The sequence below is a fragment of the Ilumatobacter fluminis genome, from assembly GCF_004364865.1.
In the GTDB taxonomy this organism is placed as follows: Bacteria; Actinomycetota; Acidimicrobiia; order Acidimicrobiales; family Ilumatobacteraceae; genus Ilumatobacter; species Ilumatobacter fluminis.
This window is the reverse complement of the sequence record NZ_SOAU01000001.1, coordinates 319267-341259: the sequence shown is the minus strand read 5'-3', so window position 1 is coordinate 341259 and position 21993 is coordinate 319267. Positions and strand designations below refer to the sequence as shown.

19 protein-coding genes are annotated in these 21993 nt (G+C 69.3%); 10 read left to right on the top strand and 9 right to left on the bottom strand.

The genetic code is table 11. The features are described 5' to 3' along the window. Positions 1 to 64 precede the first annotated feature (64 nt). Complete coding sequence (locus BDK89_RS01445; protein WP_133867260.1) at positions 65 to 931, top strand: cobalamin-dependent protein; 867 nt, start codon at positions 65 to 67, stop codon at positions 929 to 931. Positions 932 to 985: 54 nt separating this feature from the next. Next, positions 986 to 1777: an SDR family oxidoreductase gene (locus BDK89_RS01440; protein ID WP_133867259.1), complete on the top strand. Its 792-nt coding sequence runs from the start codon at positions 986 to 988 to the stop codon at positions 1775 to 1777. A gap of 13 nt (positions 1778 to 1790) precedes the next feature. Here BDK89_RS01440 and BDK89_RS01435 read toward each other — a convergent pair whose 3' ends face one another. Together BDK89_RS01435 and BDK89_RS01430 are read right to left on the bottom strand one after the other, a co-directional pair. Next, positions 1791 to 2171, bottom strand: a complete 381-nt coding sequence (locus BDK89_RS01435; RefSeq protein ID WP_133867258.1) for a hypothetical protein — start codon at positions 2169 to 2171, stop codon at positions 1791 to 1793. A gap of 48 nt (positions 2172 to 2219) precedes the next feature. Beyond that, positions 2220 to 3173 (bottom strand): hypothetical protein, encoded by a 954-nt coding sequence (locus BDK89_RS01430; RefSeq protein ID WP_133867257.1) that lies wholly within the window; start codon positions 3171 to 3173, stop codon positions 2220 to 2222. A gap of 170 nt (positions 3174 to 3343) precedes the next feature. Here BDK89_RS01430 and BDK89_RS01425 point away from each other — a divergent pair, with 170 nt between their 5' ends. The 4 genes from BDK89_RS01425 to BDK89_RS01410 all read left to right on the top strand — a co-directional run bounded on the left by BDK89_RS01425 (position 3344) and on the right by BDK89_RS01410 (position 11228). Next, a complete protein-coding gene (locus BDK89_RS01425; protein ID WP_208293918.1) occupies positions 3344 to 5332 on the top strand; it encodes an alpha-1,4-glucan--maltose-1-phosphate maltosyltransferase in 1989 nt (662 codons plus the stop codon). 62 nt (positions 5333 to 5394) lie between these two features. Continuing rightward, positions 5395 to 8574 (top strand): maltose alpha-D-glucosyltransferase, encoded by a 3180-nt coding sequence (gene treS, locus BDK89_RS01420; RefSeq protein ID WP_133867256.1) that lies wholly within the window; start codon positions 5395 to 5397, stop codon positions 8572 to 8574. A gap of 79 nt (positions 8575 to 8653) precedes the next feature. Then, a complete protein-coding gene (gene glgB, locus BDK89_RS01415) occupies positions 8654 to 10549 on the top strand; it encodes a 1,4-alpha-glucan branching protein GlgB (protein ID WP_133867255.1) in 1896 nt (631 codons plus the stop codon). Between the two features lie 49 nt (positions 10550 to 10598). Beyond that, positions 10599 to 11228, top strand: coding sequence for a TIGR03085 family metal-binding protein (locus tag BDK89_RS01410; RefSeq protein WP_133867254.1), 630 nt, complete (start codon positions 10599 to 10601; stop codon positions 11226 to 11228). 17 nt (positions 11229 to 11245) lie between these two features. On the opposite strand, the gene BDK89_RS01405 is transcribed toward BDK89_RS01410, so the two are convergent. The 3 genes from BDK89_RS01405 to BDK89_RS01395 form a co-directional block, all read right to left on the bottom strand. Beyond that, on the bottom strand, positions 11246 to 12256 hold the full coding sequence (locus tag BDK89_RS01405) for a hypothetical protein (protein ID WP_133867253.1): 1011 nt from the start codon (positions 12254 to 12256) through the stop codon (positions 11246 to 11248). A gap of 40 nt (positions 12257 to 12296) precedes the next feature. Further along, complete coding sequence (locus BDK89_RS01400; RefSeq protein WP_133867252.1) at positions 12297 to 12830, bottom strand: hypothetical protein; 534 nt, start codon at positions 12828 to 12830, stop codon at positions 12297 to 12299. 541 nt (positions 12831 to 13371) lie between these two features. Further along, complete coding sequence (locus BDK89_RS01395; protein ID WP_166657259.1) at positions 13372 to 14346, bottom strand: hypothetical protein; 975 nt, start codon at positions 14344 to 14346, stop codon at positions 13372 to 13374. 241 nt (positions 14347 to 14587) lie between these two features. Here BDK89_RS01395 and BDK89_RS21545 point away from each other — a divergent pair, with 241 nt between their 5' ends. Further along, positions 14588 to 15163: a hypothetical protein gene (locus BDK89_RS21545; protein ID WP_166657258.1), complete on the top strand. Its 576-nt coding sequence runs from the start codon at positions 14588 to 14590 to the stop codon at positions 15161 to 15163. A 67-nt stretch (positions 15164 to 15230) separates the two neighbouring features. Here BDK89_RS21545 and BDK89_RS01385 read toward each other — a convergent pair whose 3' ends face one another. Further along, entirely contained in the window at positions 15231 to 15458 is a 228-nt protein-coding gene (locus tag BDK89_RS01385; RefSeq protein ID WP_133867249.1) for an FmdB family zinc ribbon protein, read from the bottom strand. 97 nt (positions 15459 to 15555) lie between these two features. Between BDK89_RS01385 and BDK89_RS01380 the strand changes: the two genes are divergently transcribed. After that, positions 15556 to 16737 carry a M20 family metallopeptidase gene (locus BDK89_RS01380; protein ID WP_166657302.1) on the top strand — a complete coding sequence of 394 codons (1182 nt, stop codon included), beginning with the start codon at positions 15556 to 15558 and terminating at the stop codon, positions 16735 to 16737. Positions 16738 to 16822: 85 nt separating this feature from the next. On the opposite strand, the gene BDK89_RS01375 is transcribed toward BDK89_RS01380, so the two are convergent. Continuing rightward, entirely contained in the window at positions 16823 to 18250 is a 1428-nt protein-coding gene (locus BDK89_RS01375) for an NAD-dependent succinate-semialdehyde dehydrogenase (RefSeq protein ID WP_133867247.1), read from the bottom strand. 104 nt (positions 18251 to 18354) lie between these two features. On the opposite strand from BDK89_RS01375, the gene BDK89_RS01370 reads away from it, so the two are divergent. Then, complete coding sequence (locus tag BDK89_RS01370) at positions 18355 to 19104, top strand: SDR family NAD(P)-dependent oxidoreductase (RefSeq protein WP_133867246.1); 750 nt, start codon at positions 18355 to 18357, stop codon at positions 19102 to 19104. Between the two features lie 119 nt (positions 19105 to 19223). Then, positions 19224 to 19637 (top strand): cyclic nucleotide-binding domain-containing protein, encoded by a 414-nt coding sequence (locus BDK89_RS01365; protein WP_166657301.1) that lies wholly within the window; start codon positions 19224 to 19226, stop codon positions 19635 to 19637. Positions 19638 to 19656: 19 nt separating this feature from the next. On the opposite strand, the gene BDK89_RS01360 is transcribed toward BDK89_RS01365, so the two are convergent. After that, on the bottom strand, positions 19657 to 20661 hold the full coding sequence (locus BDK89_RS01360) for a pirin family protein (protein ID WP_133867244.1): 1005 nt from the start codon (positions 20659 to 20661) through the stop codon (positions 19657 to 19659). Next, positions 20658 to 21911, bottom strand: coding sequence for an MFS transporter (locus BDK89_RS01355; RefSeq protein ID WP_166657300.1), 1254 nt, complete (start codon positions 21909 to 21911; stop codon positions 20658 to 20660). Before BDK89_RS01355 ends, BDK89_RS01360 begins: the two co-directional genes overlap by 4 nt. Between the last annotated feature and the right edge of the window lie 82 nt (positions 21912 to 21993).

The window sequence follows — 21993 nt, the reverse complement described above, 5'->3', positions numbered from 1 at the left end:
TCGGGCTTTGAGCACTAAACCGCAACCTCGGAAGCGCCCCCGTGGACGGGCTACGGTCGGGACGGTGACCAGCCCGTCCGACGACCTGAACCTGAAACAGGTCGCGGCCCGGCTCGGCGTCCACTACATGACCGCCTACAAGTACGTGCGTCAGGGGCAGCTGCCGGCCTGGCGCGACGGGACGAACTGGCGGGTCGACACCGCTGCACTCGAACGCTTCGAGCAACGCCGCAATCATCCCGACGCGGAGATCGTGCCCGCCGTCGATGTCGACTGGACCGACCGGCTCGTCGCCGCGCTCCTCGCCCACGACGAGCCGATGGCCTGGGATCTGATCGAGCGTGCCCTGGCCGCCGGACACGACGCCGCGTTCTGCTTCCTCGACATGATCGGCGCCGCGCTCGCCGAGATCGACCGTCGCAGTGGTCGCGGCGAGCTCGGACCCGCCGCTTGGCCCGCTGCGACGGTGGTCGCCGAGCGCCTCGTCGCACGACTCGGCGCCCGCTTCCGTCGACCAGGTCGACGCCGTGGCACGGTCGTCCTGGGCGCGCCGGCCGGTGAGCAGCACCAGCTGCCGATCTCGATCCTCGCCGACCTCGTCCGGCTCGAAGGGTTCGACGTCGTCGAGCTCGGCGCCGACGTCGACCCCGCCGTGTTCGCCGACGCTGCCGCTCGTGCCGAGCGGCTCCACGCCGTCGGTATCGGCGTCACCACCGTCGACCAGCTCGACGCCGCGTCGGCAGCCATCACAGCCGTCCGCGGCGTGGCGCCACGTGTCCCGATCATCGTGGGCGGTCAGGCCGTCCGCAACGACGACGTGGCGAGCGTGCTCGAGGCCGACGGATGGGCGCCCGACGGCCGCGCCGCGGTCCGCCTCCTCGCCCACCTCCCCGACCCCGCCCTCACCCCCGACCAACCGACGAAGGCGTGAACGGTGTGCGCACCCGGTGCGCAAACAGTTCACGCCTTCGCTTAGGTTCGGGCGATGGAGATTCAGCAGGGGGAAACGGCGGCGATCGTGACCGGAGGGGCGTCGGGACTCGGGCGTGCGAGCGCCCGTGCGTTGGCGGCGGCCGGCGCGAAGGTCACGATCTTCGATGTCAACGCGGAGGGCGGGCAGGCGGTCGCCGACGAGATCGGCGGGTTGTTCTGCCGGGTCGACATCCTCGACGAGGACAACGTCGTCGACGGGTTCGCCCAGGCCCGGTCGGCGTTCGGGCAGGAGCGGATCCTGGTGCACTGCGCCCAGGTGTCGCGAGGCGGCAAGACCGTGGGCCGCGACCGGGAGAACGGCGGCTACAAGCGGCTTTCGACCGAGGCGTTCGCACTGTCAGCCGAGGGCATCTTGGTGGCGAGCTACCGGATGGCGTCGTTGTCGGCGCTCGGCATGTGCGAGCACGCCGAACCGCTCGGCGACGACGGCGAGCGCGGCGTCATCACGCTCACCGCGTCGGTCGCTGCGCAGGACGCGCAGGTGGGCCAGGTCGCCTACGGCTCGTGCAAGGCCGGTGTGAACGGGCTGGTGCTGCCGATGGCCCGCGACCTCATGAACGAGGGCATCCGGGTCAACTCGATCATGCCCGGCATCTTCGCGACACCGCCGATGCTCGGGGTACCCGAGAAGGTGCTGACGAACCTGTCGGCGTCGGTGCCGTTCCCGAAGCGGCTCGGTGACCCCAAGGAGTTCGGCTCGCTCGTGCTCGAACTGGTCCGCAACAGCTACTTCAACGGGCAGAACCTGCGCCTCGACGGCGCCATCCGCATGCCGCCTCGCTGAGCGTCGTCGGTGCTCAGGCGGCGGTCGTGTCGATCGAGCCGCTCAGCACGCGGCCACGCTCGTCGGTGATCGCGTTGACGCCCTCGATCTCGCTGAGGGTGTCGACCAGTCGGGCTCGCCCCTTCCATCGCGTCGACGCGTCGATGACGAGGCGGTCGTCGTCGAGGCGAACGTGCTTGAGCTGGCGTGCTCCGGCGAGCTGCGGGTCACGTGTGATCGCCCACAGGACCTTGCCGATCACGGCGACTCGCTTCGGATCGATTCGGCCGGGTTGGGTCAGCTCGGTCCAGAAGGAGCGACCCCACCGCATGATCGTGCGGCGGTGGGTCCACGCGAACATGATCAGCGCCGTCCGGCTGAACGGGTTGGCGATGGTCTTGAACAGACGGCTCATGTCGGAACCGTGCCCGCCGGGCAGGCTCGCGAAACCCGGCGGGGCCGGTCAGCAGGTGGCGGTGGCCGTGCCGGCCTGATCGCCGGACGGGGTGGTGAAGGTGCCCTCGTAGGTGACGGTCGTGCCGTCGACCGTCAGGCCGGTGCCGTCGGCGGGGATCGTCGACGACAGGTTGCCGTCGTCGGTGTAGACGGTCACGTTGCCGAGCCACTGCCCGCCGTCGGACGTCGCGTTGATCTCGAGCTGGATGCCCTCGAGCGCGAGCCGGTTGATGCGTACCTCGACGGCGTCGTCGGTGACCGTGCACGTCACGCTCTGAGCACCGCTCACCGGGAATGCGTACGCGGCGTCGCCGATCTCGGCCGTCGGGTCGGATCCGCCGCCGGCCGGGTCGCAGTTGACCGCCATCCGGGCGTCGACCATCTCGGCGTTGGCGACGTCGAAATCGGCCACCCGCTCGACCTGTCCCTCGTACGACAGCGCGCCGTCGCCGATCGTGAACGTGCCGTCGCGGGCGATCGACTCGGCCGTGTAGCGAGTGTTGTCACCACCTCGGGCGAACGTCGTGGTGAGGAACCAGGTGCCGTCCTGCGGGGCGCCCTGTACGAGGAGATCGTGCCCGTCGGCGGTCTGGAAGTTGACCGCGACCTGGGCATCGGTCACCGTGCACTGGACGTTGATCGAGCCGCTGGCCGCATAGTCGAGCCGCTCACCGTCGAGTTCGACGAAGGCCGTCCCCGGATCGGCGGTGACCGGCGGCGTGCCCAGCACGACGAGCGCGTCGAGGTCGGACGGGTCGCCCGCCGACCCGTCCTCGCCACCCGAGCCGTCTCCCGAGTCGACACCGGCGTCGTCGCTCGCACCGCCTTGGTCAGCTGCCGAATCGTCGTCGGCGCTGCCGCCGTCCGCATCGTCGTCACTGCCGCCGCACGCGGTCGCGACGACCGCCAGTGCGGCGATCGCCAGCATGCGACGCCCTCGCCGTGTCGCGTTCGTACCCATGTGCCCGCTCCCTTCTTCCCGCCGGAAGTGTGTGCTCACGCTAGTTCCCGGACGGTTCACCGACCAGCGGTTTCACGCGTCACCCGGATGGGTAACACTGGAGGGGTGATGTTGCGCGTGTTGCCGACGATGATTCTCCCCACTCGACCGTCCGATGGGTGGTGTGAGCGATGAGCAAGATGCCGAAGCGACGCCCCGCCCGCGCCGTGATCGAACCCGTCTCCCCCGTCGTCGACGGTGGCCGCTTCCCGTCCAAGGCGGCCCTCGGCGAACCGGTCGTGGTGACTGCCGACGTGTTCGGCGAAGGTCACGACGCGATCGACGCCGCGATCCGCTGGCGTCACGCCCCCGTCGTCGGTGACGCCGGCCCGTGGGTACAGGTGCCGATGCAGTTCGTCGTGAACGACCGCTGGACGGCGTCGTTCGTCCCGACCGAACTCGGTCGCCACCAGTACGAGATCATCGCCTGGTCCGACCATGTCGAGTCGTGGCGCCACGGCACCGAACGCAAGGCCGAGGCCGGCGTCGACATCGGCGTGGAGTTACTCGACGGCGAGCGGATCACCGACCAACTCCTCGCCACGGCCAAGAAGGCCAAGCCCCGCATCGACGACGACGTCGAGACGCTCGAACGGCTCCTCGCCGCCATCCGTGACGGCGATGCCGAAGTGCTCCACGACGAGGCCTGGCCCCGACTGTCGCACCGATACATCGACCGCAAGCCGGCCGCCGCGAGCGCCAAGTTCGACATCGACGTCGACCCCGAGCGAGCCCGGTTCAGCGCGTGGTACGAGTTCTTCCCCCGCTCACCGTGGAGCGGCGACGCCCCGAACGATGAGCACGCCACGCTGCGCGACGCGATCGATCGGCTCGACCGTGTCGAAGCCATGGGCTTCGACGTGCTGTACCTGCCGCCGATCCACCCGATCGGCGAGGTGAACCGCAAAGGTCGCAACAACACCACCGAAGCCTCCCCCGACGACGTCGGCAGCCCGTGGGGCATCAGCGACCACTACGCCGTCCACCCCGAACTGGGCACCGTCGACGACGTGACCGCGTTGGCGACCGCGGCGCGCGAACGAGGGATCGAACTCGCACTCGACATCGCGTTCCAGTGCACGCCCGACCACGTGTGGGTCGACGAGCACCCCGACTGGTTCAAGCATCGCGCCGACGGCACGATCCAGTACGCCGAGAACCCACCGAAGAAGTACCAGGACATCTACCCGATCGACTTCGAGACCGACGACTGGGAGGCGCTCTGGACCGAACTGGCGAACGTGATCCGTTTCTGGGTTGACCGGGGCGTGACGATCTTCCGCGTCGACAATCCGCACACCAAGGCGTTCCCGTTCTGGGAGTGGGCGCTCGGTTCGATCCGCGCCGATCACCCCGAGACGATCTTCCTCGCCGAGGCGTTCACCCGCCCGCGCGTCATGGAGCGGCTCGCCAAGATCGGCTTCAACCAGTCGTACACCTACTTCACGTGGCGTCGCTCGGCGTGGGAGCTCCGCGAGTACTTCACCGACCTGTCCACCCGCACGGTCGACTACTACCGCCCCAACGCCTGGCCCAACACGCCCGATATCCTCACCGACCAGTTGCAGCACGGGGGCCGCCCGGTGTTCGCCGTGCGTGCCGTGTTGGCGGCAACCCTGTCGGCCAACTGGGGCATCTACGGCCCGGCGTTCGAGGTGGTCGAGCAGCGGGCGATCCGTCCGGGGTCGGAGGAGTATCTCGACTCCGAGAAGTACCAGACCCGTCAGTGGGACCTCGACACGCCCGACTCGCTCGAGCCACTCATCACCAAGCTCAATCGGATCCGCGCCGATCAGCCGGCGTTGCGCCACTTGAGCACGCTGCGGTTCCACGACGTCGACTCCGACGGACTGCTGTGCTTCACCAAGACCGACCCACTCGGCGAAGGCGACCCGATCCTGGTGATCGTCAACCTCAACGGCTACGAGCCCCACAGCGGTCACGTCCACGTCGACCCGAGCACGTTCGGACTCGGCATCGGCGACGACGACGAGTTCGTCCTCGAAGACCTCCTCGGCGGGGGCATCTACCGCTGGCGCGGCTGGCACAACTACGTCGAACTGAGTCCCGGTCGCACCGGATACGCCCACGTGTTCGCCGTGCGCCCGGCCGACCGATGAGCGGGCCCGAGCCCGCAGTGCGGTCGGCGACCGCGACGACGAACGAGAAGGGAAACGCCTCCATGAGCAACGACTGGTTTCGCGACGCGGTCATCTACGAACTGCACGTCCGTGCGTTCGCCGACTCCGACGGCGACGGCACGGGCGACTTCGACGGGTTGACCTCCCGCCTCGACTATCTGGTCGATCTCGGCATCACGGCCGTGTGGTTGCTGCCCTTCTACCCGTCGCCGCTGCGCGACGACGGATACGACATCGCCGACTACCGGGTGGTCAACCCGACGTACGGCAACATGCGGTCGTTCAAGCGCTTCTTGAAGGCGGCGCACGAGCGTGGCCTCAAGGTCATCACCGAACTCGTCATCAACCACACGAGCGACCAGCACCCGTGGTTCCAGCGGGCACGCAAAGCACCGAAGGGTTCGCCCGAACGCGACTTCTACGTGTGGACCGACGACCCGTCGGAGTACTCCGATGCGCGCATCATCTTCCAGGACTTCGAAGGCTCGAACTGGACGTACGACCCCGTCGCCGAGCAGTACTACTGGCACCGCTTCTACCACCACCAGCCCGACCTGAACTTCGACAACCCCGCCGTGGTCGATGCGGTCAAGGAGTTGCTCGACTACTGGCTCGATCTCGGCGTCGACGGGCTCCGCCTCGACGCGATCCCGTACCTGTTCGAGCGCGAAGGCACGAACTGCGAGAACCTGCCCGAGACGCACGCCGTCCTCAAGGACCTCCGTGCCCACATGGACAAGCGCTACGGCGACCGGATGTTCCTCGCCGAGGCGAACCAGTGGCCCGAGGACGCCGCGGCTTACTTCGGCGACGGCGACGAGTGCCACATGAACTTCCATTTCCCGCTGATGCCGCGGATGTTCATGTCGCTCCAGATGGAGAACCGCACGCCGATCATCGACATCCTCGAACAGACGCCGCAGCCGCCCGAGGGGTGCCAGTGGGCGACGTTCCTCCGCAACCACGACGAGCTGACGCTCGAGATGGTCACCGACGAGGAGCGGCAGCTGATGCTGCGCGCCTATGCCCGCGACAACGAGATGCGGATCAACCTCGGCATCCGGCGCCGCCTCGCTCCCCTGCTCGGCAACGACCGACGCAAGATCGAGCTCCTCAACGTGCTGCTGTTCTCGCTGCCGGGCACCCCGGTGCTCTATTACGGCGACGAGATCGGGATGGGTGACAACGTCTACCTCGGCGATCGAGACGGCGTGCGCACACCGATGCAGTGGACTGCCGACCGCAACGCCGGGTTCTCCACGTCGAACCCGCACCGGCTGTACCTCCCGCTCATCACCGAGCAGGGGTACCACTACGAGGCGGTCAACGTCGAGACACAGCAGGACAACCCGGCGTCGCTCCTGTCGTGGATGCGCCAGCTGATCGGCCTGCGCAAGCGCCAGCCGGTCCTGGCGCGTGGCGACATCGAGTTCGTCGAGCCGGACAACCCGCACGTGCTCGCGTTCACCCGCAGCCTCGACGGTCAGGCCCCGTTCCTGTGCGTCGCGAACCTGTCACGCCTCGCGCAGGACGTCGAACTCGACCTGCGCGCCTTCGCACAGCACACGCCGGTGGAGGCCTTCGGCCAGACGCGCTTCGCCCCGATCGGCGACGGCCACTACCACCTGACCCTGGCACCGTACGGCTTCTTCTGGTTCACGTTGCAGCCGCCGGTCGAGTCGGCCGGTTCACCGTCCGAACTGCCGACGCTCACGGGTACCTGGCCCGAGATGTTGCGTCGACGTGCAGCGCTCACCCGTGCGCTCGGCCGCTGGATGCCGTCCCGGCGGTGGTACGCCGGCAAGGAGCTGCGGGTCCGCGACATCACGATCGAGGACACGATCTCGCTCCGCCACCCCGACACCGACGTCGCGCTCCTGATCGTCCGGGTCTCGTTCACCGAAGGTGACGACCATCGCTACGCAGTCCCGCTCATGCGAGCCGACGGCACGGCGGCACACACGGTCGCCACCGAGACACCCGGCGCGATCGTCGCCGAGTTGGCCGACGGCAGCCTGCTGGTCGACGCCATGGCCCACCCCGAAGGTGCTTCCTCCGTCGTCGCCGCTGCCCTCTCGCGCCGAACGGCAACCGGTCGACACGGCGGCCTGCGTGGCCGTCCCCGCAGGAACCGGGCGTCGGCACCGCTGCGGTCGGCGACCGACGTGCACGTGCTCGGGGTCGAGCAGTCGAACTCGTCGGTGCTCGTCGGCAACGACTACATCGCCAAGCTCATCCGCCGTTTGGAGGCCGGCCCGAACCCCGACGTCGAGCTCGTCGGACACCTCGCCGCACGCGGCTTCGCTCACGTGCCGGGGCTGGTCGCGACGGCCGACGTATCGCTCTCGAACGAGCAACAGGCCGCCGACGTTGTGGTGGTCCACGACGCCGTCGCGAACGACGGCGACCTGTGGAGTTCGATGCTCGACGAACTGTCGCTCGAGATCGAGCAGACCGACACGCTCGACGTCGATCACGGGTCGTCGGCGTGGCTGGCCGACCTGCTCGGCCGCCGCACCGCCGAACTCCACATGGCGCTGGCCGACCCCACCGAGCCCGATCTCGCGCCGCAGGGGTTCACGTTGTTGTGGCAACGCTCGCTCCTCCAGACGCTCCGCAACGGGGTGCGATCGACCCAGCGTGCCGTACGACGGTCGAAGCTCGAACTCGACGGCATCGACGTGCTCATGCGTCCGGCCGACGAGGTCTTGGCCCGCTTCGACCGGCTCCGTGCCGAGAAGCTCGACGCCCGACGCATCCGCGTGCACGGCGACCTGCACCTCGGTCAGATCCTGCGCACGTCGAACGACATCACCTTCATCGACTTCGAAGGTGAACCCGGTCAACCGATCGGCGAACGACGCATCCTGCGCTCCCCGCTCACCGACCTCGGGGGCCTGGTCCGGTCGCTCGACTACGCCGGACGCAGCGCCGTCGACACCGCGATCGCCCGCGGCCTCGTCGCCGACGCCGACGTCGCCGATCTCGACGCCGCACGCGACCGGTGGACCCACCGGATGCAAGAGCTGATGACCGACGCCTACCTCGCCGAGATCGAACCATCGGGCCTCGTGCCCGCCGATCGCGACGACGCCCGCCTGCTCCGCGACGTGTACGCACTCAACAAGGGCCTCTACGAGATCCGATACGAACTCGCGAACCGCCCCGACTGGGTGCACTGGCCGCTCTCGGCGGTCGCCGCGATGCTCCGACCGGCCTGATGCGAACGACGCTGATGCCAACGACGAACGCCGCCGCCATTCCGAACGACTCGACCGACCAGCGAAGGGAACCCTCCGCATGAACACCATCCCCGATCTCGACCTCCATCTCTTCACCGAGGGGAAGCACCGCCGTGCCCACGAGCACCTCGGTGCCCACCCGGTCGACGGCGGCGTGCGGTTCGCCGTGTGGGCGCCGTCGGCGCGTTCGGTCCACGTGCTCTGCGACGCCGACGGGTGGAGCGGCGAACACGAACTGCAGGCCCAGGGTTCGTCCGGCGTGTGGGCGGGCGTGGTCGACGGAGCCGGCATCGGCACGACGTACCACTTCCGGATCACTGCCCAGTCGGGCGAGCGGCTCGACAAGGCCGATCCGTTCGGTGCCGCGCACCACGAGGCGCCGTCGACCGACTCGCTGGTCGCCGATCTGTCGTACGAGTGGAACGACGGCGACTGGATGTCGAGTCGGCACGAGAACAGCTCGTTGCGTTCGCCGATGTCGATCTACGAGGTCCATCTCGGATCGTGGGGACGCACGCTCAGCGACGGCCAGCGCTTCCCGAACTACCGCGACCTCGCCGATCCGCTCGCCGATCACTGTCTCGCCCACGGGTTCACCCACGTCGAGTTCCTCCCGATCATGGAGCACCCGTTCTACGGATCGTGGGGCTATCAGACGACGGGCTACTTCGCGCCGACGAGCCGATATGGGTCGCCCCAGGACCTGATGGCGTTGGTCGACCGGCTCCACCAGCGCGGCGTCGGCGTTCTCCTCGACTGGGTGCCGTCGCACTTCCCGACCGACGACCACGGGCTCGCCCGCTTCGACGGCACCCACCTGTTCGAGCACGCCGACCCCCGCCAGGGGTTCCACCCCGACTGGAACTCGGCGATCTTCAACTACGGCCGCAACGAGGTGCGGTCGTTCCTGCTCTCGAGCGCAATCTGTTGGCTCGACCGCTTCCACGTCGACGGTCTGCGCGTCGACGCCGTTGCCTCGATGCTCTACCTCGACTACTCACGACAGGCCGGCGAATGGATCCCCAACGAGTACGGCGGTCGCGAGAACCTCGAGGCGATCGGCTTCCTCCGCCAGCTCAACGAGGCCGTCTACGACGAGTTCCCCGACGTCGTCACGCATGCCGAGGAGTCGACCGCCTGGCCGAGCGTCAGTCGTCCGACGTACGTCGGCGGGCTCGGGTTCGGCGGCAAGTGGGACATGGGCTGGATGCACGACACGTTGCAGTACATGCAGCGCGATCCGATGCACCGCGCCTGGCACCACGGCGAGATCACGTTCCGATCGGTGTACATGGGCAGTGAGCACTACGTGTTGCCGCTCAGTCACGACGAGGTGGTGCACGGGAAGGGTTCGCTGCTCCAGAAGATGCCGGGCGACGACTGGCAGCAGTTCGCCAACCTCCGGCTCCTCTACTCGATGCAGTGGTTCCAGCCGGGCAAGAAGCTCCTGTTCATGGGCGGCGAGCTCGCCACCCGCCACGAGTGGAACCACGAGGCCAACCTCGACTGGTCGCTCCACGACGTCCCGATGCACGAAGGTGTCCGACTGGCGCTGGCCGAACTGAACGGCCTCTACCTCACCGAGCCGGCCCTGCATCGTGGCGACGCCGACGCCGACGGCTCGGGGATCGGCATGCAGTGGATCGAGTCGCACGACTCTGAGCAGAGCGTGTTCGCGTTCTTGCGGACCGACCCGACCGGTGAGTCGCGCCCCGTCCTGGTGGCGATGAACGCCACGCCGATCCCCGGACACAACTATCGCCTCGGCGTGCCGTCCGACGGACGCTGGGAGGCGATCTTCAACAGCGACGAGGAGCGGTTCGGTGGCAGCGGCGTCGGCAACGGCGAGTACGTGGACACGACCCCGGTCGACGCTCACGGGCAACGCCAGTCGATCCTGATCACGTTGCCACCGCTCGCGGCGGTGGCGTTCGTCCCCGAGTCCGCCTCCTGAATCCGGTCCGAATGAATCCAGATCGATCCGTCCGCCCGAAAGGAACGGCATGACCACACCAGCGACCCTCGAACGACAGCGCTTCGCCGACGAACTGCTCGCCGTCGGCCCCGACGTCGACACCCTCTGCGAGGGGTGGACCGCCCGCGACCTCGCCGCCCACGTCGTGCTGCGAGACCGGCGACCCGACGCCATGCCCGGCGTGCTCGTCCCGATGTTCTCGGGGTACACCGACAAGGTGCAGTCGAAGATCGCCGACACCGAGTGGACCGACCTCGTCGAGAAGGTGCGTGCGGCCCCGAAGCTCTCACCGACCCGGATCGACGCGGTCGATCGCTTGGCGAACACCAGCGAGTTCTTCGTTCACCTGGAGGACGTCCGGCGCGCCCAGCCGGGCTGGGAACCACGTGAGCTCGACGACGAGCTCACGGCCGACCTGACGAGCGCGCTCGGGCGCATGGCCAAGCCGCTGACCCGTCGGGCCCCGGTGGGTATCACGCTGGCGCCCGAGGGTGGCGATCCGATCGTCGCCAAGCAGGCGGAGCCGATGGTGACCGTGCGTGGCCCGGTCGGCGAGCTGGTGCTGTTCGTCTTCGGCCGCCAGGATCACGCCCGGGTCGCCCTCGAGGGCGACGAGGATACGATCGAGCAGGCGCGCAGCGCGTCGTTCGGTCTCTGAACCGTTCGCCGGGTCGGTCAGGCGCCCTGCGTGGCGACCCCGCCCGCTGTGCCTGACTCGTCGAGGCGGTCGAGGTGGTGGTGCACCGCCTGATAGGCGAGGATCGCGACACCGACACCCGAGCCGGCGGCGACGAGTCCGGCCGCCCCTCGGGCCAGCACCCCGACCGTGATCGCACCGACAGCGGCACCGATCGCCGCCGAGCGGGCGACGTGGCCGTGTTCGAGGTGGATCGCGTCGAGCACGAGCACGATGTCGGCGGGCGCGTCCGCCACCAGTGAGTGGGCGATCTCGCCGTCCGGGGTGCGGAGGACGGCGTCGGGGATCTCGCTCGGCGCGGTCGGCTTGCGACCGTGCACCGTGAACCCACCGAGGGCGAGGACGACCGACGACGCGCCGTCCGCGTGGTAGCGGGCGGTCACGATCGGGTCACCGTCGACGTCTTCGTCGAACGCCGCCACATCGTGATCGGTGATGAAGCGGCGCGCCCGGTCGAGCGCCTGCGGGTCGCGTACCGGTGCGTTCGTCCGGTCGCCGGGCAGACGGAGGATGTGGAGTGGGCGGCCGAGCGTCCCGGCCAACCCGGCCGCGAACAGTGCGGCGAAGCCCGAGTCGGAGTGGGCCGGGTCGAGCTCGACGACCGGGCCCGTGACGGTCGCGTCGGGGTGCACGACCGAGACCGCGAGCACTCCGTGGCCCGCCTGCTGACACTCGCCCGCCGCCTGGACGATGCGACGCACGTAACGACCGGGGTGTTCGGCGGGACGTGGCACGAACGCCAGGTGGATCGACTCGTCCGCGCACCGGCAGATCGCGTCGTGGACGTCGTCGCCGGCACCGAGCACCACGACATGGACCGGGGTTCCGGCGTGATCGGCGGCGGCGACGTTGCGGGTGTGATTGGGCGACGCCGGGGTCATCGCCACGACGATCCGGGCGGCGACATCGAGGGCGCGGTCGAAGGCGATCGCCCCGCCGGGCGAACCGTCGTCGTAGACGAGGACGGGGATGCGATCGTCGGCGGCCACGGTACGAGTATGGCCGACGTCGAGCGTCGGCCGCATCCGGTCAGGCCTGACGACGGGCAGCGCGGTCGAACGCACCGAGGCCGGCCGATGCCTTCCCCGATTCGGCCTCGGGAATGAGGCCGAGCTTGCGCGCGGCGCCGACACGTTTCGGCCCGCTCGCCGGAGACAGGCCGCGAGCGATGGCGACGTTGGCCGATGGCTTGGCGCTCCCCACGGCGACCGACAGGAGGTAGACGAGTGCGTCGACGTGCTCGGGCGGATGGTCGGGATGATCGGCGACGACACCGGCCCAACCTCGATCGTCGAGCACTCGTGACTCGATCGCAGCGCTGACGGTCTCGGCGATCGGCACCCGGATGATCGACGACATGCGCACGGCGTTGTCGGGGGCGAGGAACGTCGCTTCACGGATCGTGTGACGGCGTTCGGCCTCGTCCCATTCCGTGACGAAGCGGAGGTCGTACGGCGACCCCTCGGTGACCGTGATGGTGAACCGGGCCGGTAGCGCGACGTCGGGTCCGCCCGGCGGGCCGACCTCCACCTTCGCCCTCGACGCCGTGATGTCCACCTTCACAGCACCGACCGTAGCCGACCCACCACCCTGCGACCAAGGTCGATGAACAACCTTGGTCAAATCCCGGCAAAGGACGAAGGACCATGGTTGATCGTTTGCCAAGGCTGATAAATTGCTTGGCGCAACACACCGCCCGACTGGTTCGGATCCCGGGTTCGACTCCCGGGCGGGCACTCGACGACCGCTCCTGGCGCATCCCGCCAAGGCCCAGGAGCGGTCGTCGGTTTGCGACGGACGCACCACCTTCCGCAGGTGCCTTCGGGACCGGGCGAACGAGGACCCGCCACCTCACCGCTCGGCGTGCGTCCGTCGCACAGATCGCCACCGGCACGGTGCGCGGCGCTCCCGGCTGCGTGGGGAGGCGCCGGGCAGCAGCGTGGTGGCAGGGTCGCGGCGGGCGCACCACCGCCATGGGTGGTTGGTGCATCGAACCTTCGGGTTCGGCACGGTGCGCGGAGGAGCGGTTCTCCGCACACGGGTGGTGCGCCCACCGAGACCCTGCCACCACGACTGCGGCCTCCGGCTCCCGGCGAGCGCCGCCTCAGCCGGGGAAGGTCATCGTCACGTTCGACCAACGCGCATAGTTGGGACCGGTGTCGGCGATCTCGGGTGGTCCGAACGCGCATTGGGTGGCGCTCAGGGCGAAGAAGGCCCTCGCCTCGCAGCGGAGGTCGAGCCGCACCCGGTACGCCTGGTTCGGCTCGAGCTGCAGTGTCTCGGTGATCAACTCCGAGTCCTCCAGCGTCACGTTCGAGGCACTCTGGATGGCCTCGGCGAGGATCTCCTCGTCGAGCACGGTGCGTCGGTAGATCTGGCCGCCCTGCGATGAGCCGTCCAGCTCGTAGACCGCGAACTCGATCTCGACGGCGGTGCCCGATCCGAACGAGGCCAGCGTGATGAGATTGCCGTGGTACGAGACCGTGGCACGGAGCGTTCCCTCGGGACCGTCGGCCACGAAGTCGGACCAGATGGAGGATTCGGCCCACAACTCGTCGGACCCCGTCGGGCCGACCCCGGTGACGGCCCGAAGGTTGCCGCTCCGCCACCAGCTCGCCCACACGCTGCGGCGCGGCATCGCCGGCTCGTCACTCCCGCTCGCCGAGCCTCCGAAGGGCTCGGACAGATCGATCACGAACGGTTCGGGGGGCAACGTCGTGGTCGTGGTCGTCGTGGTGGTGGTCGGCGGCACCGTGGTCGTGGTCGTCGGCGGCAGTGTGGTCGTCGTCGACGTCGTGGTCGACGTGGTCGTCGTGGTCGTCGTGGTCGTGGATGACGTGGACGTCGTGGTCGACGTGGACGTCGTGGTCGACGTGGACGTCGTCGTCGGCATCGTCGTCGAGGTGGTGCTCGAGGTGGTCGACGACGACGTCGGGACCGGCGTCGGGATCGTCTCGGAGGCGACGGGGTCGTCGTTCCCGGAGCGGCCGATGGCGATCCCGGCGGCGAGCAACCCGACCACGAGCAGGGTTCCGCCCGCTCCCAACAACGCGTACAGCACCGGCTTTCTGTCGTCCATGGCCCGTTCCCCTTCGGTCCATGCTGCCACACCGGGTTATGCCATCTGTACGGGCTCGGCGGGCTGTACGGGCTCGGCGGGCTGTCCGGGCTCGGGCGGGCGCCGGTGGCACGCGACGCCGATCACCGTCACCAGCAGCCGTTCGGGAACAGATCGGGAGAACTCCCGATGTGAGCACCACGCCGGAGCCGCGACACTGGCCCCCGACAGACACCCCCTCGGCCCGTTGGAGGATCGACCCATGCTCACCACCCACACCCGCACGCTCGCCACGGCGGCAGTGCTCACCCTCACGCTCGTCGCCACCGCATGCGGCGACAGCGAGTCCGACGACACCGACGGCGACTCGAACGGCGGCGTCGCCGCCGAGGAACCGGCCTCGGAGCCGTCGACCGCATCGTCTGGCGCCGACGAACTCGGCGGCGCCGGGCCGTGGACCTCGGAGCAGCTGTGCGCCCTCAGCACCCCCGACGCCGTGCAGACCGCGTTCGGTGTCGACGAGGTCGAGGAGATCGCGGGCACGCTCGAGTCATCGCCGTCGTGTCGCTGGATCGACGCGTCCGACCCCGCAGCGCCGGCCGCGCTCGGGATCAGCCTCTATCCGGAGTTCACGAGCGAACGACTCGGCGCCGACGAAGACGTCGAGATCCCGGGCGCCGACATGGCCGGCTTCTCCGAGAACATCGGTGGAGCCGCCAACCTGATGACGGTCGTCGGGACGCAGGCCCTCGAGATCACGTTCCCCGTCGGCACCGCGGGAGCGAGCGAGTTCGGTTCGGCGATCGCATCGGTCTGGGTCGCTCGACAGACCGGCTGACCGACCCGCCGTGCCGCGCGCTGCTCGCCCGGCTTCGAACGGTGGGAGTGGTCGGAGGACGAGGAGCTCAGTGGCCGCAGCCGCAGCCACCACCGCAGCATCCGCCGCCTGCCGGCATGGCCGACACCGGTGCCGGGCCCGACGACGAACCACCAGTACTAGCGAAGACCGAGAGCAGACGGGCCGTGTCGTCGTGCCCGTCGGGGCAGGTGGCCGGGTCGCCCGACCGGCTCATCGGGCGGCGCACCTCGAAGGTGTCGTCGCACGTGCGGCACCGGAACTCGTAGGTCGGCATGGCAGGAATCTACGGCACGACCAGTTCGAGTGTCGACGTGTCGACGTGTCGACGTGGCCGGCGTCGACGTGTCGGCGGGACCGCGCGAGACTGCGCCATGGTCGTCACCGCCGAGCAGCTGGCCGGATGCGTCGCCGAACTGGTGCGCATCCCGAGCGTGAATCCGCTCCACCGGGGCCCGATCGCCGAGTCGGCGGGGCCGATCGGTGAGGCCGCGATCGCCGGGCGCCTCGCCGAGCGGCTCTCGTCGCTCGGCGCGGACGATGTCGTACTCGACGACGTCGACGAGGGGCGGCCGAACGTCTACGCCCGGTTCGACGGGCGCACCGACCGACTCGTCGTCCTCGACGTGCACACCGACACGGTGACGGTGGAGCACATGACCGACCCCCCGTTCGACGGCCGCATCGACGACGAGTTCGTCTGGGGCCGAGGTGCACTCGACACCAAGGCGTCACTCGGTGTGATCCTGGCGTTGCTCGAACAGTGGCGGGCCGACGGCCGCACCGCAGAGCCGACGCTGCTCGTCGTCGGGTCGGTCTGCGAGGAGGCCGGTGGCCTGCTCGGAGCCGGCCGCTTCCGTGACTGGGTCCACGAGCGCGGCCACCGCATCGATCAGCTCGTCGTCGCCGAACCGACCGAGCTCGCTCCGATCCACGGCCACAAGGGCGGCGTCAGCATCGAGGTCACCGTGCACGGCAAGGCGGCACACAGCGCCCTGCCCGACCTCGGCGCCAACGCGATCGAGGCGATGGCCCACGTGATCGCTGCGTACGAAGCCGAACACCGACGGCTCCAGACGATCGAACCGACCACCGAACTCGGCACCAGCACGCTGTCGGTGACCGAGATCAGCGGCGGCACCGGCGGCAACGTGATCCCCGCCGAGTGCCGGATCACGATCGGACAGCGGGTCGTACCCGGGCAGGTCGCACACGAGTGTCACGAGCGGCTGATCGAGATCGCGCACGAGGCGAGCCCACTGCCGGTCACGTGCCGGTCGCTGCTCCCGGCGCAACCCGACGGCACGTTCGGCTCGGAGGCGTTCTACCAGCCACCCGACGGCGACCTCGTCCGCACACTCGCCGGAGCCGCCGGCACCACACCGACGGTCGCTCCGTTCGGCACCAACGCGCTCCGGTACGGCGGTCTGGCGCGCGAACTGTGCGTGTTCGGGCCGGGCCGCATCGACGACGCCCACCAGGCCACGGAACGGGTCGCGATCGCCGACCTCGTCCGCCTCGCCTCCTGCTACGAAGCCTGGCTCACACCCACGTGACCGAACAGAAGGGGTCAGGCACCTTCTGTTCCCAACGGACCAGCGGGTCCGAACGGACCGAACAGAAGGTGCCTGACCCCTTCTGTCACCAGCTCGTGGCGATGTACTGGGTCTCGCAGAACTCGTAGATGCCTTCGGTGCTGCCTTCGCGGCCGAGGCCCGACTGCTTCATGCCACCGAACGGCGCGGCCGGGTCGCTGACCGCGCCCCGGTTCAGGCCGATCATGCCGGCTTGGATCTGCTCGCTCACCCGGAGCCCCTTCGCCAGATCGCGGGTGTACACGTACCCGGTCAAACCCATCTCGGTGTCGTTCGCCTGACGGATCATGTCGTCGTGATCGGTGAAGGTGATGATCGGAGCGACCGGGCCGAAGATCTCGTTGCGGGTGATCTCCGACCCGGGGGCGACGTCGCGTAGGACCGTCGGGTCGTAGAAGAATCCGGTGCGGTCGCTCGGCGAGCCGCCGAGGAGCACCGACGCCCCCTCCCCCACGGCGCCCTGGACGAGCCCGTCGATGTCGGACACGGCCTTGGCGTTGATCATCGGGCCGCACGTGACGCCCTCGTCGAGGCCGCTGCCGACGCGCACGTCGCCCATCGCCGCGGCGAACTTCTCGGCGAACTCGTCGACAGCACCGGCCTCCACGAAGAAGCGGTTGGCGGCCGTGCAGGTCTCGGCCGAGTGACGCATCTTGGCGACCATCGCTCCCTCGACCGCGGCGTCGACGTCGGCGTCGTCGAACACGATGAACGGCGCATTGCCGCCCAGCTCCATCACCGTCTTGAGCACGCGGTCGGCGGCGCGCCGGAGCAGCACCCGACCGACCTCCGTCGAACCGGTGAAGCTCAGCATGCGCACGGCTCGGTGGTCGACGACGGCATCGAACCAGTCGCCCGACGTCGACGTCGGCACGACGTTGACCAGTCCGTCGGGCACACCTGCCTCGCCGAGCAACTCGGCGATCCGCAACGCCGTGAGCGGCGTCTCCTTCGGTGGCTTGATCACCACGGCGTTGCCGGCGCCGAGGGCCGGGGCGAGCTTGCGGGTGATCATGGCCGCCGGGAAGTTCCACGGGGTGATCATCGCCACGACGCCGATCGGCGGGTGGTGCACGATGATCTTGTTGGCGCCCGACGGCGCCGTACCGATGTCGCCCCTGATGCGAACGGTTTCCTCGGCGTTCCACCGGAAGAACTCGGCGGCGTAGGTGATCTCGCCCTTGGCGTCGGCCATCGGCTTGCCGTGTTCGCGCACGATCAGCTCGGCGAGCTCGTCGGTGTGCTCGACGAGGACCTCCCACGACCGGCGGAGGATCTCGCTGCGCTCGCGGGGAGCGGTGCGGGCCCACGCCACCTGTGCCGACTCCGCGGCATCACACGCCGCCAGCGCGTCGGCGGGCGTGCCGTCGGCCACCTCGGCGATGGTGTCGGTCGTCGCCGGGTCGGTCACCTCGATCCGCCCGTCGTCGGCGCCTTGGCGCCACTCACCACCGATGAGCAATTCCGTTCGCATGCGCGAACGGTACCCCGCGCGAGGCCCAGCGGAACAGGGGCGAGGAGCCGCCGTCGACGGCCCGATGGCGGACCGTTCGACCGGGTGGCTTAGCGTCGTTCGGCATGAGCGAGATCGGGACGGAATTCGACGGACGAGTGGTGCTGGTGACGGGGTCGTCGAGCGGCATCGGCGAAGCGATCGCGCACCGTTTTTCGGCGCTCGGCGCCACGGTGGTCGTGAACTCGTCGTCGTCGGTCGAGGCAGGTGAGGCGGTGTCGGCCGCCCTGCCCGGCGAGTCGACCTACATCCGTGCGGACATCGCCGATCAGGAGCAGGCGCACCATCTCGTCGACGCCACGGTGGAGCGGTACGGCCAGCTCGACCTGCTGGTGAACAACGCCGGATGGACGACCGTCGTGCCGCACCACGAGCTCGACGAGCTCACCGACGAGATCTTCCGCAAGACGTTCGAGGTGAACGTGTTCGGCACGTGGTGGCTCACCAAGCGGGCGATCCCGTATCTCCGGCGCTCGGACGACGGCAACATCGTGAACATCACGTCGATCGCCGGGGTCCGGCCGGTCGGTTCGTCGATGGCGTACTCGATGTCGAAGGCGGCGCTCAACCAGATGACGCTCCTGCTGGCCAAGTCGTACGGACCGATCCGTGTGAACGCCGTGGCGCCGGGCCTGGTCGCCACACCGTGGACGAGCGACTGGGACGCTCAGCACGAGGCGGTTGCTGCGACCGCGCCGGTGCCGCGCTCGGCGACGCCGGACGACTGCGCCGAGGCGACCTTGGCGCTCGTGCGCAACCGCTATGTCAGCGGCGAGGTCTTCGTCGTCGACGGCGGGCTCACTCAGCGCATGTGACCACGACCGCGGGGTCGTCGTCGACGGCGTTCGACACCGCCACCGCACGGCCCGGTGATCTACGCTGACACGCGGGGAATCCGGCCCGAGCCGGTTCGATGAACGGGGAGACTGCACCGATGGCCCACGCGTACCACGACAACCTGACCGGAATTCCGCTGTTCGCCGGACTCGACGACGACGAACTCGACCTCGTCGCACAGTCGGCCACGCAGCTGAGCTTCCCGGCCGGCCGTGTGCTCATGCGGGAAGGCGACGTCGCCCACGAGATGTTCGTCGTCGTGTCGGGCACGCTCGAGGTGACGCGCAACGGCGAACACGTCGCCAACATCGACGCCGGCGGCTTCGCCGGCGAGATCGCCCTGCTCACGCACCATCACCGCACGTCGACCGTCGCCTGCGCGACCGAGTGCACCGTGCTCCACATCGACGGGCGCGTGTTCTCGACCGTGATCGAGGAGACCCCGGGCATCGCCGCCAAGATGATGCCCGTCATGGCGCAGCGCATGGCGGCCAACGCCGAACTGCACTGATCCGTCCCGCGGCCGCCGTTCAGGCCGGCTGGTCGACGCGGCCGTCGGCGTGTTTGGCGAACCGGTCGCCGTCGAGGCCGTGCACCGGATCGTCACGATCCCACGGCCAGCCTCCGAACTGGGTGCGCTGGTAGTCGTCGAATGCCTGCTGGATCTCCTCGCGGGTGTTCATCACGAACGGGCCGTACTGGGCGACCGGCTCGTTGAGCGGGCGACCTTGCAGCATGAGGATCTCGACCGGTGCGTCCGACGTGTTCCGCATCGGCACGTTCGCCGTCGGGTCGACGACGGCGCCCGTGGGGGCGTCGACGGTCGTGCCGTCGAGATCGGCACCCGCCCCGTCGAATACGTAGAGCACGCGGTTGGCGTCGGCGGCCGCAGCGGCGGGCAGCGTCCACGACGAACCGGGCTCGAGGACGATGTGCCAGATCGCGAGTTCGGCCTCGTCGCGCGAGCCCCACGATGCGGGCGGCGGTGACGGCGGCGTCGCCTCGCCGAGCGAGCCGGCGACGACCGTCACGGTGACGCCGTCGGCGACGACGCGCGGCACGTCGGCGTCCCAGAACATCGAGAAGTGCGGGTCGACCATCTTGTCGGCGGACGGGAGATTGACCCAGATCTGGAACAGCTCCAGGGTGTTGCCCCCGTCGCGGTCGAGCAGCGGGAACATCTCGGCGTGCTGGATGCCGGCGCCGGCGGTGAGCCACTGGACGTCGCCGCGTCCGTAGCGAGCGGCGGCGCCCATCGAGTCGGCGTGGTCGACCAGACCCTGGCGGACGTACGTGACCGTCTCGAAGCCGCGGTGCGGGTGAGCCGGGAAGCCGGGGACGACCTGGCCGTGGTACATCCGCCACCCGTCGATGCCTTCGAAGTCCTGGCCGAGCGGGCGGTCTGACAGGTCGGCGACGGGACCCTGGCGGTCGTTGCCGGCCGGGTACTCGTCGAGGTGGTGGACGCAGAACAGGAAGGGGTCGAGCGTGGGCCACTGCATGCCCAGCGGGACGGTTTGGACGACAGCGCTCATGACACCATGCTAGAGCTACTTGCGTTCGCAACAAACTGTGTCCGGCTGACGATCCACGGCCGGGTGGGCCGTGCGGTGTCGCCCAACACGATCAGGATCCACGCGATCGCCGCGAACATCACGACGGCGAGCACGATCGCCGACACCTCGAGCCCCGCCGCGTCGGCCAGCCAGCCGACGAGGAGCGGACCGAGTACCACGCCGAGATCTTGTGTCATGCCGAGCGCCGACAGGAACGGCCCCGACTCGGGCGGGGCCAGATCGCCACCGAGCGTCAGCATCGTGCCGGCCGACATCCCGTTCCCGACGCCCATCACCACGCCCGACACGATCGCCCCCGCCACGGTCGGGTTGAGCCCGAGCAGCAGCAGGCCGAGTCCGAGCAGCGAGAACGCCGGCACGATCGCGGCGAGCCGCCCGAAGCGGTCCATCAGCCAGCCACTCACCGGGAACAGGAGCAGGTCGGCGCCGGTGCCGATCGCGACGAGGAAACCGACCGCCGCCGCCGACATCGCCAGCTCGTCACCGATCAGGGGGACGATCACGTTGCGACCCGCACGGGCCGTGACCACGAGTGCCGAACCGATGCCGGCCAGCAGCAGGAGACCGGTGTGGGCGCGTAACGCGCGTACGACGCCCGACGCCGCGACCGTCGGCCGGGCGAACCGGCGACCCCCGTCGGTCGAGCGGCGTGACATGACGAACGGGATCAGGCCGAACAACGTCACCACACCACACACCACGAACGTCGCCGTGAAGCCGACGACGTCGACCAGCACGCCGCCGAGGATCGGACCGACGAACATGGCGACCCGCATCCCACCGCCGAGCATCGACATCGCCCGGCCACGCAACTCGACGCCGACGGCGTCGTTGACGAGCACCTGGACACCCACCCGGGTGCCGACGGCGCCGAGGCCGACGGTGAGGTGGAACGCGAACAGCGCCAGCACCGCCGTGCTGATCCCGAACAGCATCGAAGCGATACCGGTGAGCACCGTCGCGCCGGCGAACAGCCACTCCGGACCGAAGCGCTGCGCGGTGGCGCCGGCGGGAAGACCGCCGACGACGGCGCCGATGCCCGCTGCGGCGACCACGACCGTCACCATCGTGAAGCTGAACCCGGCGTCGCGCAGGTAGAGCGGCAGGACCGGCACGAGCATGCCGCGCCCGAGCATCGACAGCACGAACGGCGCATAGACCGACCCCGCCAACCGCCGGGCCACCGCCCGCCCCGTCGCAACCTCCACGAGCGCCAGGGTAAGCACATGGGGTCGGATACGTTTCGTCGGGACCGACGAAACGTATCCGACCCCGTTCATCGGCTTGTTC